Genomic DNA, 18,248 nt, shown 5'->3' with positions numbered 1-18,248 from the left:
CTAAAGATTATTCATTAATTTGGAGCAAAACTCATGCTAAAGATTAGAGAAGTAGAATTGCATGACATTGATGTACTACTTGAACTAATGTTTGCCATTGCAAAACATCATGGACAAGAGCAGTACATCACAACATCTAAGCAAGAGTTAATCGACTCTGGATTTGGCGCTAGTCCTTCATATGGGGCTTTGTTGGCTGAGACAAATGGTCAAGTTGTTGGTTATTGCTCCTATACCTGGAATTATTCAATCTGGTTGGGAGCAACCTATATGAATATTGATGATTTATTTGTATGGGAAGAATTTAGAGGCCAAAAAGTCGGAGAGTTATTAATGCTGAAAGCCAAAGAGGTATGCAGAGTTAAGGGGACGAGCCGCATAAAATGGGAGGTACAGCAAGATAACCTAGGTGCCATTAAATTTTATGAACGTTTAGGAGCCACGATTGATATTAAAGGAATTGCCAGATGGGATGTCACTTAAAGAAAACTGCCCGAAAAAGGTGAACCATTAAATTTGACTTAAATTATCCCCAACCCTTTACATTTACGCATGCAGGGTCCGACGGAATCTGACTGACGGCACAGTGCTATTTCGAGACACTATTTTCTCGTTTTTTAGAGACAAAGAACGATCTAAGTCGGTCATTAGAAAAACACAATCTATAAAAGTAAAAGAGGACGAGATTTTACGTTTCCGATTAAAAATTATGTGCAAAACATCTTCCATAATTAATTGCATAACTCTGCGATTTTCACGAAACCAAAGTGAAGCTCACTGGATTAACTTAAGAGGAAGAGGTCAACGACTTTTCAAGAGTTTTTATTGTAGTTGTAGAAATAATCAGCAAACGGGTAAGAGGTAGTTTCATGTGTGCTAGTTATAAAACAGTAGCATTGTAGTTCCGTCAGGCTTCAGTAGTTTTGTGGTGTAACAAGTCAATTTGTACTTCCATTTCACAAATAACCTTTGTCATTTCAATATTCAGACTATCTAACATTGATTGTCTAAATTGTTCATATTCATCAGACATAGTGATATCACTCGCATTGCGATAGGTTTGTTCATCAGGCCATTGAGCGTACGCAATAAATGCTCCATCTTTATTGCGGTGCAGGCGTGAGCCTAGACTTCCTTTAAATAAGTATATGCCTTGAGTCGTTTTTGACCATGCGCTAGCAAATTGCTCTTCAAGACCAGCTTTAACTACAAATTCATACATTGCTATAAACATTTTCGTTCCTTACTCTTTGAATGGTTTATATACACCCATAAAACACACCAACAAAAAATTTGGTTTGGTAACGTAATATTTGTTAACTATTGGGTGATTTAATATATTTGATGCTTCCATTTGTGAGTACAACTTCTTCATTTTTAAATTCGATTGATATCTGTCGTTTAAGCGCCCCCAATGAAGCAATTGCCTTAAAACCGCCTTTATTTACGTGGTACAAGGGGCCGTCTAATTCCCCCCAACTTAACCAAATGATATTCTCATTTTCGTATAACTGTATGTTAGGCCAAGCGTTATCTTCGGCGACATAATTGCCAATCATTTTTTTCCACTTTGCTGAGTTAGTAATCATGTCTGAGCTATCTACACTGTGTTGCTGCTCCCTTACAAGAATGCTGTTAAATTTCGCCACCTCATTTTCAAACCGAAGTTCTGCTTGGTCTGGGGAGATAACGAGGTTATAGATATAGTTAGCAGCAAGATGGGGAAGCACAAAACCGCGATCTTCGTTGAAAAAGGCGACTACGGCTAACTGTTGCTGTGGCATGAAAGAAGCGTGAAAACTCATTCCTGCATAACTTCCGAAACGCGTTAAAATTTGTTCATTGTGATATTTGCCAATATCCCAGGCTAAACTGTATCCGGTTCTATCATAGGTGAAATATGTTTTCTGTTGTTGTACGAGAGGTTTGTGAAGATTGTCAAAAATGTTGTTTGATTTCGAAATTTTTGGGTTACCGACTAAGTTAAACTTCATCCATTTCGCCATATCTTCGAGTGTGGTAACTAGTCCCCCAGATGCATGCATAGTTTTGTCTGATTTGAACAATCCGCTGCGGACTTGCTGCCCGTTTCGATCCGTTTCTATACTCGGTAATATGGATCCATTCGCATAATCTTTAATAAATGAACTGGTATTATTCATACTCAATGGCGCAAATATTTGTTCTTTCATGAGCAATTTCCAAGATTTGTGAGTTGCCTTTTCTATTGCTTTAGCTGCCAATATAGGACCCGTATTTGAATACCGAAATTTTCCTGCTGTAGCGACAAGAGTATTGTAGTTTAGAGCGCTGGTGAGCTCATCTTCATCCTTGTAACCAAGAAATGCACTTTTAAAAGTGTGCAAAACACTTGTGAACCCGGCAGTGTGGTTAAGAAGTTGCGAAACTGTTAGTGATTCTTTGGCTATTCGTTGATCGCGAACAACATCTGACAAATACCGATTTATAGGGGCGTTTACATCAAAACGATTATTACTATGTAGTAATTGGGCCAATGTTCCAGTAAAAGCTTTAGTGTGCGATGCAATTAAAAACGGAGTATCGGTGCTTAGCTTGTTTTCAGTATCTTTTCCTTGCTTATTCAAAGTAAAGTGAAAAGCCAAGCCTTTAGAATTCACAACTGCAATCAAAAAGTCTCCTTGAAGTTGATTGTTGTCATAAATGCTTTCAATCCGTTCGGGGAAGCTTTTAACGATTCTGTTTAAACTGTTTTTGCTAATGGCTTCGGCTTTGCAAATGTTAGCAGCTAAAATAATGGCAGTGGTATAGATTAGGGTATGGGTATACTTCATATGGAATGCGCCTTTGAATTGGGTAGCTTTGATAAACAGCTAAACGTTGACTTTACTATTGGCTGGGTGAAATAAATGAGTGTAATTAACTGTTCCATAGGTCGGCCACTACAGTCTTAAAAGACTTGCCAATGTTTACCTTACGGCCACTGGTCAAAGTGAGTGTATTGCTGTCTTTAGCAATAATGTCGGCTTTGTTTACGATAACAGACTTATGTATCTGTATAAAATCCTCTGGAGACAAAGCATGGGATATCTCTTTGAGTGGCCCCTGAGTAAGCACATAGTTTTTGTCTTGCCACACTTTGACGTAGTTTCCGTAACTTTCAAAACATTCAACTGTGTCGAGCCAGACTTTGCGATCTTCTCGGTCAACGCGAATAATAAAACTCTTACGCTCGACTTTATGCACAACGTTTTGCAGTCGTTGTTTAACTTTTGCAAGTGCTTGGGTAAGGCGCTCGGAGCTGACGGGTTTAAGTAAATAGTCAGTAACATCTAACTCGAAACCGACTAACGCATGCTCTTGGAATGCGGTACATAAAATAACGTGGGGGCGATTTCCCATGACTTTTAACATGTCTAGTCCAGAGAGACCTGGCATCTTAATATCTGATAGGATCAAATCGACATTGTGATGGGCAAGATAAGCTAGCGCATCCGTCGCGTTAAAACATTGCTGAACGACTCGTATATCACTATGTTGTTTTAAATGGTGTAGCAGTACTTCATGAGCCAAGGGCTCGTCGTCAATAATAATAGTGTTCATAGTGTTATCCTCAATTCAGCAATCCAACGAGAGCCACTTTGCTCAGAGCGCAAGTTATGCTGACTCCCGTAGGTCAATTCTAGGCGACGCCTTAAGTTTTTAAGACCAATACCGCTGGTTAATTTGGGGGTAGATGTTGAAGCAACACTGTTGCAACAACGAAAAACAAATTCCCTTTCCTTTACAACTTTCGCGTCTATTTCGATGACACCCATCTGAGGGTTGGGCTCAATACCGTGCTTGAAGGCGTTTTCTACTAGCATGATCAACAACATTGGAGCAATGTTAATCCCTTCATCTTTGACATTTATTGTCCAATTTACCCGACAGCGATGACCAATCCTCATTTGTTGAAGCTCAACATAATTTTGTAAATAAGACAGCTCTTCGGATAGTGCCACACGATCATTCTGACCTTGGTAGACCAAATATCGCAACAAGTCAGACAGTTTTAAAAGCATTGGGGCAGCATTGGGTGACCCTGTCAAACAAAGCGCATAAAGACCATTGAGCATATTGAATAGAAAATGCGGGTTGACTTGTTGTTGTAACATTTTGAGCTCAGCTTTTACTTTTTCTTGTTGTAGTTCCGCTACTTCTTTGGCGTTTTGTTGCCTTTCGAAAGCGAGAATAAAGGGAGTGCTAAGTGCCCAGACTGTGGCTGCAGTGAAAAGATTCATGCCAGCAAAAATATTATGATCCTCTGACGGTAACAGTGTTTGTTCGGGTATGTTAAGAGGTAATTGCAAGATTAAAAGAGCAAAAATTGGATAGGTAATTAACAACCATAAGATACTACTGAGCAAGTAAATATACACACCAAGACACTGCAACACTTTGCGAATGAACTGGTATCGATTCATCCAATAATAGATAAAGACAACCGCTGCCATTACCGTAAATTGCCAGAAATAATCCAGAGTTAAGGTCCATTGTTGCACCATTAAACCTATGTCAAATTTAGGCTCGAGAGGTTGACTGCGCATAGGATCGGGGTTGAAAACAAACATACTTGTCATGATCCATACCCACGCTATTAGCAAAACAATTAGTGCAATGTCTAGGGAGCCTAAGTAGCGAAGCCAACTGGCACGTATCTGTTGTTTGAAAACATGCTGATAAGCAAGGTGCAATCCGTTTAGCGACGTTAATACCGCTGCGATTATCCAAAACCTAGGTGTCGTCACCGCGACATTAAGGGCCTGAAGCAACGCTGCTCCAAATCCCAAAGACGAGGGAAAAACATCAACCTCATTGACTATGACCTGTAGGCTACTAAAAAGCTCTATCGCTAGGGCTGTGAATAATGGTAGTAGCGATGACAGTCCAAAAGTTTTTACGCTTTTCCAGTTCGATTGGGCCATGAGTTTCCTCTATAAAACAAGTGATTTAATCCTACCGACTCCATTGCACACTGTCACTTTTTGTCTGACGAACAAGGTGGTTTCGATGATGAAAGTTGCGTCGATCATCAAAAGTCATATGTTGAACACTATTGACTTTTTATACCCACAATAGAGCTTTACTCTTCCTCTAAATAAATAGGAGGCATTATGTTAAAACTCGAGTCGATTAGTAAAACTTATGCAGATGGAACACAGGCCTTGATCAATGTATCTATGGAAATAGGTACAGGTATGGTAGGACTGCTGGGGCCAAATGGAGCTGGCAAGTCGAGCTTGATGCGCACTATTGCTACCTTACAATCTGCTGATAGTGGAACACTTTTACTGGATGGTGAAAATGTTAGCGAAACACCTAATTTATTGAGGCGTCAGTTAGGTTATTTGCCACAACATTTTGGCGTCTATCCTCATATCTCGTGCCGAGGGCTGCTTGAGCACTTAGCCATTATGAAAGGGTTAAACGACCGCAGAGTGCGAGAGCAACAAATCGAACAGCTACTTAGCTTAACTAATCTAACTCACATGGCACATCGCCAAGTTCGCTATTTTTCTGGGGGAATGCTGCAACGTTTTGGCGTCGCTCAGGCTTTGTTAGGTGATCCTAAGGTACTTATCTTAGATGAACCAACTTCAGGTTTGGATCCTGCAGAGCGATTACGTTTACATGCTGTTCTTCATGAAGTGGCTAAAACCCGAATGTTGTTGTTGTCTACTCATATAGTTGAGGACATTGAACATCTGTGCGGCAAAACATATATTTTGTTGTCTGGTGAGATCGTGGCTAATGGCGTCACATCTTCGTTGTTTGAATCATTAGAAGGCAAAATTTGGCAAGGGACTATGGACGCATCTGACGTGTCACCAGAAGCAACCATTTTGTCCCAGAATTTACATTACGGTGTGCCAGTTAGTCGGGTTTATGCAGAAGTGCAACCTAATTCCGAAATGAAACTTGCTAAGCCTTGTTTGCAAGATCGCTATTTTTTACACCTTAATGGGGTGACATTAGGGGGCGACCTATGCTGAAACTACAACTTTTATCAGAACTTCGGTTGCAATGGCGGCAACCTCTCTTTTTAATTTTGTTATTGGTTGCTCCGCTATTCGGTTACTTCGTTGGCCAAGGGATTAACAGTTCTCAATCGGAGTTGTTTGAGCGTTTTCATTTACAACAAGTGGTAGGTTCATTAAGTATGATGGCACTGCCATGGTTAACTGCATTGTTGGCAGTCTCAGCCCTATTTCGTGAACAACAAAGTAACATGTCTGAGTTAGTTGGAGTACTACCTCTGAGCCAAAAAAAACGCCAAGGTATAGTCGTTTCAGTCTTACTAATATCTATCTATGTTATATGCATCGCCGCGGTGTGCGGCGTGTTTATGGGCGTACTTGCACAGGCACAGTCTATGCCAGCGTTATTACTGCAATTTGACGTGTTTTTGCGTTTACAAGGCCTTTTAATAGTACTGATTTTGCCTGCACTAATGTTTTTCTTGAGTCTTTTTTGGCTGCTACGAAACTTGTCAGCTCCACCGGTGATTTTGTATTTGGCTGCGTTATTCCTATTCGTAGGTTATATGGCGATGGCAAGCGCTACTGGTTCCCCTCTTATGGCCGGTTCACAAGCGCCAGATCCATTGCTTAATTGGATCTGGCGTTATTTGGATTGGTTCGGCCTCACAGCGTTATTTACAAAAGACATCAATTGGGGAGTGGTTATTCTTAACCGCCTTATTGTAGTCGCTGCATCGGTTTTAGGTGTGTTTTTCGCAATAAGATGGGCAACACTTATTATTTCGGAGCCGAAAAAAAACACCAAAAAATCAACCAGTCTGCACACATCTAATACGTTAGAAGCAGGGAATTTAGAATTTTTCAGGTGTGAGACAAAACCCAATATGCAGTTTTTTGCATTACTACGACTACAGTTTAGTCAACTGCTCCTACAACCTGGAACGTTGTTCCTAGGACTGGTTTGGGTGGTAACTATCTTTGCTGAGACATACCCCTCACTGCATGTCGCAGAAATGGGAGCGAGTTTGCAAGGCTTGACTATGGAAGCAATCAACCGTTTTATGTGGGATCTCGTTCCACTATTTGGCTCCATGTTATTGCTTTTTGTCGGTTATAGTCTTACGTGGCGTGACCACCACTATAATTTCGCATTGGTTAGCGAAACATTGCCGGTATCCTTTGTTTTGGTTTTTTTCAGTCGCTTAGTCCTGCTTATGGTCGTGCTCTTATTGTTTCTATTCTTGACATGCTTAGCTTCGTTAATATGTCAGTTGATAGGTGACAGCGCTATCCAGTTGTCGGAGTATGGGAATTTTGTGGTGTACGCTGGTATACCATTAGCGGCCAAAGGAGTGGCTTTTCTGGCATTGTTGTCGTTGCTACGACAGAGAATCGTCGCCCTAAGTATTTGTGTATTTATTTTAGTGCTGGAGTTTACACCTTTACCTTCTCTACTGGGTTTGTACCACCCGTTATTCAAACCCTTCACTACACCATTGCAAGGAATAGATTCAATCTTAGGGTATAAGCCTTATGAAGAAGGGTTTTGGGCATTCGCTCTGTTTTGGTTATTGGTCAGCTGTGCATTGGTAATTTTAAGTTTGACGCTAAGCAAAGCAAGAAATGGGTCGTCACAAATATCTAGACATGGCGTTTCGTTATTTGTGGTGCTTAGTGTTGCCATGTCTCAAATCAGTCATATAAATGATGAACTCCTGAGAGATGGAAATCGGCTAACCGCAGTTAAGCAGTTACAATTACTCGCAAATTATGAAAATTCTTATAGTCAGTTTGACGATAAACTTGTACCAAACATTGATAAGGTGACGACAACAGTTGACCTGTATCCGATGCAGCGAAAAGCTGAAATTGCTGGCAGTTATTACTTGTCGAATCCTCACAATACGCCGATTCAGCAAATACTTGTGAGTGAAGATTGGCGAAGTCCTCTTGAGTCTATCCAATTGGAACAGGGAGCAGACGTTATTTACGATGCACTTCAAGGGCAACGAGTGTTTAAATTGGACACGGCACTAGCACCAGGTCAAAAAACTAAGTTGACCTTTAAATTAGTGTTAGAGCAAAGTGGTTATCAGGCGATTAAAAGTCACAAGATACTTACGTCTGAGTTTGTTTATTTGCGAGCCATTCCTTTTTTTCCAGCACTTGGTTATCAAGCGGTGAGAGAAATTAGCAATAATGATTTGCGCATTGAGTACGGACTTAGCCCCCGTGTCCTAAAAACAACTGAAGAGAAACTAGAGGTTCGTGACCGAGCAAAAGATAGGTACCAATGGTCGTTATTAAACACGATCATATCGGTACCCAAAGGATATCAAAGTTTTAGTCAGGGAGAGTTAGTCGCGCAGTGGGAACAGCGGGGGCGTGTTTATCGTCGTTACGAGACTGGGTCTGCTGTGCATCGGGTTCAGGCGTTTATCGCTACTCCAGCTGAGTTAGAGACCCGCCTGGTTAGCGAACTCTTATTGCAAGTCGCATATTTCCCACAACATGAAGGCAACCTAGCTATAACGTTAGATGCGATGCAGCAAACAGTTGAATTCTTATCTTCGTTTTTAGGTCCACTTCCCGGTAATACCTTAACCTTAGTCGAGTCTCCAGACGCTGCTCCCACAGGCTTTGCTTTGCCACAATTAATTCTTATTGGCAGTAAAGTAGGTTTTAGATCTCAGCAGGATGAACGGCATCTGTTTAGTCATACCTATCGACGGGCTGTACATGAAACTTCGCACCAGTGGTTTGGTCATCTTCTTGGAAACGGAATACAACAAGATAGCGCGTTTTTAGTTGAATCCATGGCAAAATATGTTGAGCTTGTTCTTTTAGAAAGGCATCACGGCAAAGAGGCGATGCAAGCCTTGGTGGATTATGAAACGCAACGTTTTTTACATGCAGAAAACCATAACCGAGAGGCACCAGTTAGTCTTGTAAATGCGCAAAGCCCACACGATAAATACTCTCGAGCTACAATCGTTTTTTCTCGACTACGAGAGGAACTCGGCGACGCGCCAATTATTGCGGCGTTATCAGAAATCATGGTAGATCACAGGTATCCACTTCATCCTGTTAGCTCTGTGGATTTTGTCAATGAACTTATCAAACAAGTACCTACTAAGCGTGCATTCATAAACAGGTTGTTGGTACGTCCGGAGCCTGTTGTTGACTGGTTGAACTAACCATAGAGCGGAAAATTGCGAATACCCCGATATTGATTTTGATGGCGTTTTCATTCATCGGAATTAAGCAAAAACAGGTTGGCTATGACTAATTAATAAGGGGTGTAGGATTTTCGAATAGGTGAACGAGGTTGAGTTTTGACACCAAACCTAAATGGTTGTGGTCGCGGTTTGCTTCCACAATCTGGTAACAACGACAATTTTCAAACCCTCTTTGGTCATGGTTTTATTGAACTTCGTCATTCAACTCTTGTAGGTATGGAGTATGGAAGACCATCATAAGGCCCTAATATTAATAGCTAGGTAATATCAATGAAATTTTTAACTGTATTGTGTGCCCTTTGTTTTGGGCTATTAACCCTTGCTCCCGCCTGCTCTGATGAACTAGAAATGGCATCTCAAGCCTTGTTACAAGGGGATACCCGTTTAGCGAAAAAGCTCATTGAACACTCGAAGAAGGCAATGACCCCAGAGTTATTTGAGTTAAACGTTGCCTACCAGATTGTGCTTAAAGATATTGACGCGGCAATAGAAATATTGACTGTTTACGAGACTCAATATGCTAGTTTGGCTCGAACTCATGCTTTTGCAGCCGAAGCTTGGCGGAGTATTGGTCATCAAGTGAATATTTTTCGAAAGCGAGGTTATTACAACAAAGCCTTACAAGCTAAATTACAAGCCGGCGTTGCTGCCAATACGAGTCCCAAGTTTATGGTAATGCGAGCCTCTGCTTTGGGGCAAACTGAGGAAATTAGCCACCAACAAAAAGTAACTCAAGAGATAGCTTCTATCGACCAAAAATGGGGCTATATTGCACAAATAAACCTAGCGCAAAATTCCGAAAATTTTACTAGAGGTAAAGAGCTAGCGTTACAGGCCATTGCTAACCATCCCAATGACTTTTTCGTCAATGAGAGGGTCGCCCAGTATTATTGGACATTAGGCGATGATATTCAGGCTCAACGCTATTTTTTAAGGGCATGTAAGAATCGAATTTTTGGACAATGGTACGACAACGTAAAGTGGTTAAACGCTTGTCAGCTGGTAGTTCATTTTACAGAAGAAAAAGGACTTGCCCCTGAAGCTGGCATATCCGCACTAAAAGTGTTGTTAGCAGAGTTTTCATTATTCACCTATGAAAATGTAGATTATGCTCGGCAATTAATCAGAATAGCCGACGATAAAAATACAAAAATTGCCGCAGATTATCTTAACCGCGTTATTCAATCCTCTTCAGATTCGGAACTTGTTAGTGCTGCCGTTTTAGCCCTGGATTCTTAATTATTCATTTTAACCGGTTGCAAAGGGAAGTAAGGGAGAGGCTTGTAGACGCGCTCCTAAAAAGGAAATGTGACCTTAGAAATCCAAATACAAAATGTGAGTGTTGGTATTGATAAATGCTATCCAATAAAGCGCGTTGTATGAATTTATTCACTGTATATGGGCAATTTAAGTCATTTTAATTTTTGTACGTCAGTCCCTACTATTTGCGACGTTATTTAATTTGAGGGATACCACATGATAAAAGTTGAGTTCTACCATGATGCGGTTTGTGGCTGGTGTTACATAATGTCGCCGCGATTACGCAAGATAATTACAAAGTTCAATGTTGACGTTGTCCATAGAAGCTTTGTGTTACAACGATCCAAAGAAGAGATGATTGAGAGGTTTAGCTCGATGGAAAATGCCAAGCATGAAATTTTATCTCATTGGGAAGCATGCAAAACCAGTGCTGATGATCCATCTACCATCAATATAGAGGGTATGAAAGCCGCTAAGTTTGACTATCCCAGTGGTTATCAAGCAGCGCTATTCACTAAATCTGCAGAAATATTGTGGGGTCAAGAGGCTCACTGGGACCTGTTTGACGCAATCCAAAAGGAGCACTTAAGTGAAAGTCGAAATATTGCTGACATCAATGTTTTATTGGCTATAGCACACGAAATAGGTTTGGATGGAAATGCTCTGCAAGAATTAGTTGTTGACGAAAACATCGGCCGACTTGTTAAACAAGATAACGCGAGAGCCATGACTTTTGGTATCAAAACAATTCCTACTATTGTCATTGATGGTAGGCAGGTTATCTCGCAAGCGATGACCCTAGGGCAGTTAGAACGACTATTTTCAACAATTTCAGCATCGGTTGTTTCGGAGTAAGTATCATGAATATTATACAAATAGTCCGTTTGGTAGTGTTAGTTATTTTCTTCCTTATGAGTTTGAATCTAAAAGCCGACATTTTTCAAAAACAGCAAGTTGGAACAAGTCCTTGGGGTAAGGATGATGAACTGGGAAGATTAAATCTTATTTCGCCAGAGTCACGCACTGCTGTGATGGCACAGGCTAACTTTTCAAAGGCTTATGATCTCTCCGTTGACTACTTTGTGGGTATGCCGAGTTGGCAGGCCGCTGGCGATCCGCAGTATCAATTTTGGATGACCCATACACCCAAAGGGTCAGTGGTAGATAACGTGTTAGGCATGGGACACGATGTCAATTCTCACGTGAGTTACACCGGCAGCGCCATTTCGATGTATACCCACAGTGGAACCCATATCGATGCATTGAACCATTTTGGTATAAACGGTGAAATTTATAATCACTTTTCTGCAGACGAATACCTAGGAGATAAAGGCTGGAAAAAGACCGGTGCTGAGACCATTCCTCCAATTGTGGCTAGAGGTGTGCTTCTAGATATTCCTAAGGCTAAACAACTAGATGTACTGCCTGACAATTATCGTATAACAGCAGCAGACTTAAAGTTAGCACTGAAGTTTTCAAATCTTGAACTTCAAGAGGGTGATGTCGTAATGATCCGTACAGGCAGAATGAGAGATTTTCAGACTGCAAAACAATATATGGCCAACAGTCCTGGATTGGGAATGGAAGCCGCTGCATTTTTAGCAAACGCTGGAGCGATGATAGTTGGCGCTGATAACCTCAGTTTTGAGGCGTTTCCTTCTGAAGTAGAAGGGAATTACGTTCCAGTACACACCTATCTGTTGGCACAAAAGGGCATTCCTATTATTGAGCTTGCGAACTTAGAGACGTTATCCCGCGATGCGACATACCAATTCGCTTTTGTGGGAGGCTCTTTAAAATTTAGAGGGGCTGACGCTGCACCGATTAGGCCCATTGCTTTTCCCTTCAAAAAGCAATAAGGAAAATTAGGCGTTAATGCTGCTTTGTATAGCTCATAGTGAACCAACATGTGTTGTTTCCTTTTAGGTTGACTGCGATTTATACATTCTCATTTTATTCGAAGGCTCGTGAAATCTTTTGGGCGATTGTTAGAGGGTCTAGGATGAGTGGGCTTATTACCAATAAAACTGGTTTAAACACCAGACAGGAAAATTAAATGATTAAAATATGTTTAATGGCGCTTTTTTTGTTCTTTCCCTTAGTTACTGAGGCTAGCGCTAGGTCAGATATTTCTAAGTTTAGAGATGTAGAACTACTGATTGCAGCAAATAACGTGCAAATAGGGGGCACGTTAACCCTTCCTAATGAAAACAAGGTTGATTCTCTAGTGATATTCAGTTCGGGAAGTGGTCCTCAGGACAGGGATGAAACCCTTGATGGGTTCAAGGTATTTAAAGTCATCGCTGAGTATCTCGCGCTACAAGGAATCGCTTCGTTTCGCTATGATGACCGTGGTGTGGGGGAAAGTTCAGGCATTTTTCAAACCGCTACACGTCAAGATCATGCCAAGGACCTTAAGGGGATAATCAATTTTTTCAACACTTCGGAAATTTACCCATTTAAAGATTTCATTTTGTTTGGACACAGTCAAGGCGCAATATTGAGTGCCAATGTAGCGGTAAATAGTAGTGATATTAAAAGCGTAGTTTTAATGGGGGCTCCTTCGGTCCCGCTTATTGATATTGTTCTTTATCAAGTCAGGCACGAGTATGACTCATCTTCAATCAGCAGGCATCTTATTGAAGCCGAAGTCTCAGCTCATAACAGGTTAATGTCAGCAATAAAAAATAATCAAAATATTGCCCAGGCGCTTAAGGAATTTGAACGAACTACCGTTGCCGTCATGTCACATCAACTAGCTAACGAAGGTGTAGAGGACCAAAAAATTAGAGAGATGGCAAAAAACAAAACGAGGGAATTTGAGATTGTGTATGCATTACCTTCTCTCACCTCGTACCTCTATCATGATACTGCGATGGATTATTCTCGTTTAAATATTCCTGTTCTGAGTTTGTTTGCTGGCAAAGACCTGCAAGTGACGATAGCGCAAAATAAAGATCGGATGGAAAATGCTTTGCTTGTCTCAGGTGCACCCTATCAATTTGTCACCTTTGACGACGCAAATCACTACTTTCAAAAAGCTAAATCTGGAAAAAGAGATGAGTATGGAACCTTAGATAAACGCTTCGTTTCAGGATTTTTAGAAACAATAACTGCTTGGATCCTTGAGCTTACATACTCCGACAACGACCCTGAGAAAGGGGAGTAGCTCACAACTAATAGATGTCATGAAAAAATGTACGTTTGGTAATAGATTTAGAACGAATGGCAGAAAATTAAGTATTAAGTTTTGGCAGAATAACAAAGGAAACTGCGGCATAAGACCGACAAACTAACTGTAAATGAAAATTGTACGGGTCACCCTGATAACAAGGATGAGTGTTGGGTGTAAATTTTTACCTTAATGGGGTCTGATCTAGAGCCAATGATATTGACTTCATCAAACCTACTAATAATTAGGATGTCGAGTCTTTTCAAGGTCATAAGGGATTGTGCGATGTCGACAAATTGAAAGCGTGAAAAAGATTAATTTACAAGCAATTATTGTAAGAATGGAAAAATACTGATGATAAAAAAACGACCTACCCAAAGTCTAAATTTCAAACCAAAGTTGGGTTTTTTAAAACACATGCGAATGTTGTTGGTGTGTTTGCTATTAGGGGCATGTGGTAGTGACTCTGAAGAAGCGTTATTCGCTGAAATAACTGTAGAATTTGGTGACATCGGTTTAGACGGACTAATTAGTAACAGAGTACTGGTTACTTCTGACGGTGTTGTAGTTGCGACTGATAAAGGTGCTTACAAATCAATTGACCGGGGAATAAGTTGGGAATTAATGACTCCCGAAGATTGGTATGTTTTGGATATTATCGAAATAGATACCTTGCACCTTATGATCTCTGCCCAACTCAAAGGAAGCAATTTTCTCAGTGAAAGCTTTGATGGTGGTAAGACATGGATTCAATTGAGAGCTAATTTTGGAGCTGAAAATAGTAACCACGCTGAACAAGTCAATCGAATGGATTGGGATGAACTTACGCAGACTCTTTTTGCTACAGGAATAGAAGTTTTAGCTAGATCAAACGATCGCGGACTAATTTGGGAAGTGGTTTCTGGTGGTTGGAATAGTTTTGGTTCTGGAATGAGGTCAGTTTCCTATTCGACTAACCAAAACGTCGCGTTTTATGGTGGCCAAGGTGCGATTGAAAATCCATTATTAAAGCGAGTTGACTTAAGCAACAATTCTGAAAGCTTTATTGATCTAACCGATTTGCTCCCTATGCCAAGCACCATTGAGGAAATTCAGTTTGATGAGAATGATGACAATACTTTGTTTGTTTCTGGCGAAGGCGGTCTAATTACCTCTAGTGATTTAGGGGAAACCTGGACACCGCTGCTCCTTGATGATGACTCCCGATTTTTCTTTGATTTCGTCAAAGATAAACGATTTAACGATCATTTTTATACTGCAGGTTGGAACAAAGTTTTTGATGAGCCTCAGCCTTTGATTTTGGAAATTAGCCAAGACAACGGCAATTCATGGCAACAATTCACCCATCCAAGTCAAACGTTGTTTGGTGGCGTAAGGACTATGGATATATTGTATGAAGGAGACGAGGCGATTCTTTTTTTGGGTTTGTATAAAGGTGGAGTGATAAAAGTACTGTTACGTTAAATCACTAGGTCCTTTTAAAAAGCATTTTGCAGATTTGCTGGTGCTACTTTTATGATGTGCTTATGAAAGTCTTTTCAGTAACGTCTCTTGTTTGTTGAATTGTCGCTTCAGAATCAATTTGATTTCATAAATGCTCAGATTAACCTTGTTGAGATCAGCGCTCGATGCCAGATACTCAATGAATTTAATTCTGAGCGTTGTAAGGGCAAACTGCATTTCAATATCTGAATTTCCTTTTCCCGTCGGAAAAAAGCTTTTAGCTGTATGTTTGGTCTTCAACCTCTTCAAACACGTCTACTGCAGATCGGTGACCAATAAGGCGCATCTCTGACATCTCTTTTGGGTTTTCACCTTCCCAAAATGCCGACCAATCGTCCAACGAGCGCCATTTGGCTATTGTCTTAACTTCGCTCGGGTTTTCGATTGATCTGAACATTTTACTTCCCAAAGCCCCCTCTACATTTTGATGAATGTGATTAGTGGTGGATTTCCAAACCTTTTGGAAGTGCTGGAACTTTTCTGGGTCCACTGTCCAGTGATAAATGACTTGTATCAAAGTTGTGTTTCCTTAAGGTCTCTAAGATTGATTAAGGCTATGCTTTGGTATTGAATGAAATCAAAACGTTAGGCTTTGAGATTTCAAATATTCATAGGTTTTCGAGTAAATATTTTAACAATATTAGGGCTCTTTTGGTAATAGTAGATTTTAGTTATAGGCTAATTTAATGCAAGGGTGTGGCTTACCTTGCTCATTAATCAGTTCAACTTTTGAGCGACGTGAAGCAGCCTGATGTTTCCGCTAGAGAACTATAAATGAAAGAGTTCAGGATGTTCATTGTAAACATGATTAGAGATCGCCAGAACGAAACGACCTCTATGAATCACTCAGAAAAGTCGAATTACGCCCTAGGTAGGTAAATCATCATTCTGTTTATTTGAGTTAGGTAACTTTTCAGTACCAGTACAATCTAAAGACGTCCAAATATTGTTGGCTAAAGGGCCATGTTCTAAATCCATTTTCCTTACTAAATAATGTTCTGAAAAATTCTTAAGTTGCGAATCAAAATTGAGTTTAACTAGGCTCCCATTTTCGATTTCCTGTTCCACTAAGTGTTCTGGCAGTTCACCCCAACCTAGACCTGACATAATCATTGCTCGTTTAGTGCTCATCTCAGTTACATAAAAGGTTTTAGCCCCTTTTTCTTTAGATAGCGCCAGTTCGCTAATATTTTTACTGGGCTCACCAATAACGATTTGTGTGTGATCTAAGACATCAATTGAACTAACAGGAGATAATAATTGAGCAATTTTTGAATTGGGGGCAGCGACGGGAATAATTCGAACCGAAGATACGTATTTGAGTTCAACATTTTCGTCAATTTTACCTCTAAGGGGAGTAATGGCTAAGTCAGCAGAATCTGAAATTATATTCTTGAAAGCCTCTCCATGGTATTCGGTTGTCATTCTCAATTGCATATCTGGGTAGTCCTCACGGATACTTTCAATCAAATTAATAACGTCACATTGGGGGAAAAATGCATCGATTGACATGGTGATTTGTTGGTTCTTTTTTTTATTACCTTTCTGTCTAGATGAAGAGTAAAGTTCTTTGGCTGACCTAAGGGTTTGCAGTGCCTTTACATGAAAATCATGTCCTTCTTCAGTGAGAATAAGTCTATAACCGTCTCTCGAAAATAAGTTTAAATCGAGATGAGATTCCAAAGCTTTAATAGCGGAACTAATAGATGGGGCGGATTTATATATTTGAGTACTGGCGGCTCTTATTGAGCCAAACTTAACTACAGCAGCAAAAACTTTCAACTGTTCGAGGGTCATTGAAAAGTACAACCTATTATTTGCACTACGTGTTTTCCGTATCACGTAACTTAAAAACTACTCATTCGATTTTAGAGCTTTTGCTTCCATAGCGGCATTAAAATCAAACAACGATTTACCTCTCAACCAAAAAAAACACTACCTAAACTCATTTTAAATAGATGATACAAATCATTACTTTAATAAGCTAAGAGTGTCTTTTACCTCTCACTGTGAAGTGTATAAAAACAGGCCTATGGGTGCAATAAAGTATTCAGTCAATCGAAAACTTCTGTCCAAAGTACTAACCCTTTATCTTAGGGGGAGTAGACACAGGATGTAAGGCGTTCGCTTATAGGTCTATGCAAAATTAAGTACATCTTTTAGGGAATATGCTGGTTAGTATCATTCAAAATTTGAGCGACAATGGGAAGGACTACTGATGATGAAAGGTATAGAGTCTAATTTTGCTAATGATGTTAACCAACAAGCAAATCTCGAAAAATCCAACGATGATGCAAATGTTTTCGCCGATAGCTTAAGCTATTTCAGGGACTTATTAAGTGACTTGAATCCTTTTGCTGAGGAACCTGCAAATTTAAATGCAGATAAAGCGCCAAAAACCGAAGATGCAGAGTCGTTGAAAGACAAAGTCCCCCTCAAACTTAGTGTTTTTCCGGATGACGCTTTAGATATGGTAGAGGAAGTATCTAGGAGCGTGTTTCAACCTGATTCACAGGGTACGCAAAAGTTAGAATTTGATCTCGGTGATATTTCATCATTACAACAAGTTTTAGCTGACTCACTAAAAGCATCACTTTTAAGTGATAAGGCTTCGAGCAATATTGGTACTGCGAGTCTGCAAACAAATAGTTCAAACTTCTCCTTGCTTGAAACGGCTGCATCAAATTTTTTAGCGTCTGCAAGTGGAGCCAATTTAGGTATTAATGGAAACGTTATTGAAGATGTAAGAGGGGTAATGAATCACGAACCAATCCTATCGGATATTTACAAAAATACCATTGAGACTAAAGACAAAGTTGAACAACAAATAGACCTGTTTTCCTCAGTGACTAACGGTTTATTAATCGGCGGGCCGGCAGGGGCCGTGTTCGCGATTACAGATGCGGTTACCCATGAAGTAACAGGAAATACACTATTTGAGAACTTTTTCGAGTTTGGCAAAGAAACATTCAATCACTTTTTGGGTGGCATAACATCCAAATAATCACTACTTATTCAGTCAATTGATCAAACCTCAACGCTAACGAACAAACCGTGAAGGACACTATGTTT

The 18,248-nt window shown here is 40.2% G+C and carries 15 protein-coding genes; 9 read left to right on the top strand and 6 right to left on the bottom strand.

Translation table 11 applies throughout. The features are described from left to right. Window positions 1–33: 33 nt before the first annotated feature. A complete protein-coding gene (locus KO534_RS18320) occupies window positions 34–483 on the top strand; it encodes a GNAT family N-acetyltransferase (RefSeq protein WP_215931854.1) in 450 nt (149 codons plus the stop codon). A gap of 424 nt (window positions 484–907) precedes the next feature. Here KO534_RS18320 and KO534_RS18315 read toward each other — a convergent pair whose 3' ends face one another. The 4 genes from KO534_RS18315 to KO534_RS18300 all read right to left on the bottom strand — a co-directional run bounded on the left by KO534_RS18315 (window position 908) and on the right by KO534_RS18300 (window position 4,946). Further along, window positions 908–1,234: an antibiotic biosynthesis monooxygenase family protein gene (locus tag KO534_RS18315; protein ID WP_215931852.1), complete on the bottom strand. Its 327-nt coding sequence runs from the start codon at window positions 1,232–1,234 to the stop codon at window positions 908–910. 82 nt (window positions 1,235–1,316) lie between these two features. Further along, window positions 1,317–2,813, bottom strand: a complete 1,497-nt coding sequence (locus KO534_RS18310; RefSeq protein ID WP_215931849.1) for a serine hydrolase domain-containing protein — start codon at window positions 2,811–2,813, stop codon at window positions 1,317–1,319. Between the two features lie 85 nt (window positions 2,814–2,898). Next, window positions 2,899–3,582 carry a LytR/AlgR family response regulator transcription factor gene (locus KO534_RS18305; RefSeq protein WP_215931847.1) on the bottom strand — a complete coding sequence of 228 codons (684 nt, stop codon included), beginning with the start codon at window positions 3,580–3,582 and terminating at the stop codon, window positions 2,899–2,901. Next, complete coding sequence (locus tag KO534_RS18300) at window positions 3,579–4,946, bottom strand: sensor histidine kinase (protein ID WP_215931844.1); 1,368 nt, start codon at window positions 4,944–4,946, stop codon at window positions 3,579–3,581. Before KO534_RS18300 ends, KO534_RS18305 begins: the two co-directional genes overlap by 4 nt. Window positions 4,947–5,135: 189 nt before the next feature. Here KO534_RS18300 and KO534_RS18295 point away from each other — a divergent pair, with 189 nt between their 5' ends. The 7 genes from KO534_RS18295 (at window position 5,136) to KO534_RS18265 (ending at window position 15,137) form a co-directional block, all read left to right on the top strand. Then, the gene (locus KO534_RS18295; RefSeq protein WP_215931842.1) at window positions 5,136–6,014 is read left to right on the top strand and encodes an ATP-binding cassette domain-containing protein; all 879 of its coding nucleotides are present in this window, start codon (window positions 5,136–5,138) and stop codon (window positions 6,012–6,014) included. Beyond that, entirely contained in the window at window positions 6,008–9,199 is a 3,192-nt protein-coding gene (locus tag KO534_RS18290) for a M1 family aminopeptidase (RefSeq protein ID WP_215931840.1), read from the top strand. The genes KO534_RS18295 and KO534_RS18290 overlap by 7 nt, the downstream gene beginning before the upstream one ends. Window positions 9,200–9,511: 312 nt before the next feature. Beyond that, window positions 9,512–10,480, top strand: a complete 969-nt coding sequence (locus KO534_RS18285; protein WP_215931837.1) for a hypothetical protein — start codon at window positions 9,512–9,514, stop codon at window positions 10,478–10,480. A 237-nt stretch (window positions 10,481–10,717) separates the two neighbouring features. Continuing rightward, window positions 10,718–11,356 carry a DsbA family oxidoreductase gene (locus KO534_RS18280; protein WP_215931835.1) on the top strand — a complete coding sequence of 213 codons (639 nt, stop codon included), beginning with the start codon at window positions 10,718–10,720 and terminating at the stop codon, window positions 11,354–11,356. Between the two features lie 5 nt (window positions 11,357–11,361). Next, window positions 11,362–12,360 (top strand): cyclase family protein, encoded by a 999-nt coding sequence (locus KO534_RS18275; RefSeq protein WP_215931833.1) that lies wholly within the window; start codon window positions 11,362–11,364, stop codon window positions 12,358–12,360. A 197-nt stretch (window positions 12,361–12,557) separates the two neighbouring features. Further along, a complete protein-coding gene (locus KO534_RS18270; protein ID WP_215931831.1) occupies window positions 12,558–13,670 on the top strand; it encodes an alpha/beta hydrolase family protein in 1,113 nt (370 codons plus the stop codon). 357 nt (window positions 13,671–14,027) lie between these two features. Further along, complete coding sequence (locus KO534_RS18265; RefSeq protein WP_215931828.1) at window positions 14,028–15,137, top strand: hypothetical protein; 1,110 nt, start codon at window positions 14,028–14,030, stop codon at window positions 15,135–15,137. Window positions 15,138–15,393: 256 nt separating this feature from the next. Here the strand turns inward: KO534_RS18265 and KO534_RS18260 are convergent, their stop codons facing one another. Together KO534_RS18260 and KO534_RS18255 are read right to left on the bottom strand one after the other, a co-directional pair. After that, window positions 15,394–15,693 carry an antibiotic biosynthesis monooxygenase family protein gene (locus tag KO534_RS18260; RefSeq protein ID WP_215931826.1) on the bottom strand — a complete coding sequence of 100 codons (300 nt, stop codon included), beginning with the start codon at window positions 15,691–15,693 and terminating at the stop codon, window positions 15,394–15,396. A 350-nt stretch (window positions 15,694–16,043) separates the two neighbouring features. Further along, the gene (locus KO534_RS18255) at window positions 16,044–16,973 is read right to left on the bottom strand and encodes a LysR family transcriptional regulator (protein WP_215931824.1); all 930 of its coding nucleotides are present in this window, start codon (window positions 16,971–16,973) and stop codon (window positions 16,044–16,046) included. Window positions 16,974–17,394: 421 nt separating this feature from the next. Here KO534_RS18255 and KO534_RS18250 point away from each other — a divergent pair, with 421 nt between their 5' ends. Continuing rightward, window positions 17,395–18,180 carry a hypothetical protein gene (locus KO534_RS18250; protein ID WP_215931822.1) on the top strand — a complete coding sequence of 262 codons (786 nt, stop codon included), beginning with the start codon at window positions 17,395–17,397 and terminating at the stop codon, window positions 18,178–18,180. Window positions 18,181–18,248: the final 68 nt, after the last annotated feature.

The sequence above is a fragment of the Paraglaciecola arctica genome, from assembly GCF_018861065.1.
Lineage (GTDB): Bacteria > Pseudomonadota > Gammaproteobacteria > Enterobacterales > Alteromonadaceae > Paraglaciecola > Paraglaciecola arctica_B.
Note: the sequence above shows the minus strand (reverse complement) of the source record. Positions and strands in the feature narration are given on the sequence as shown.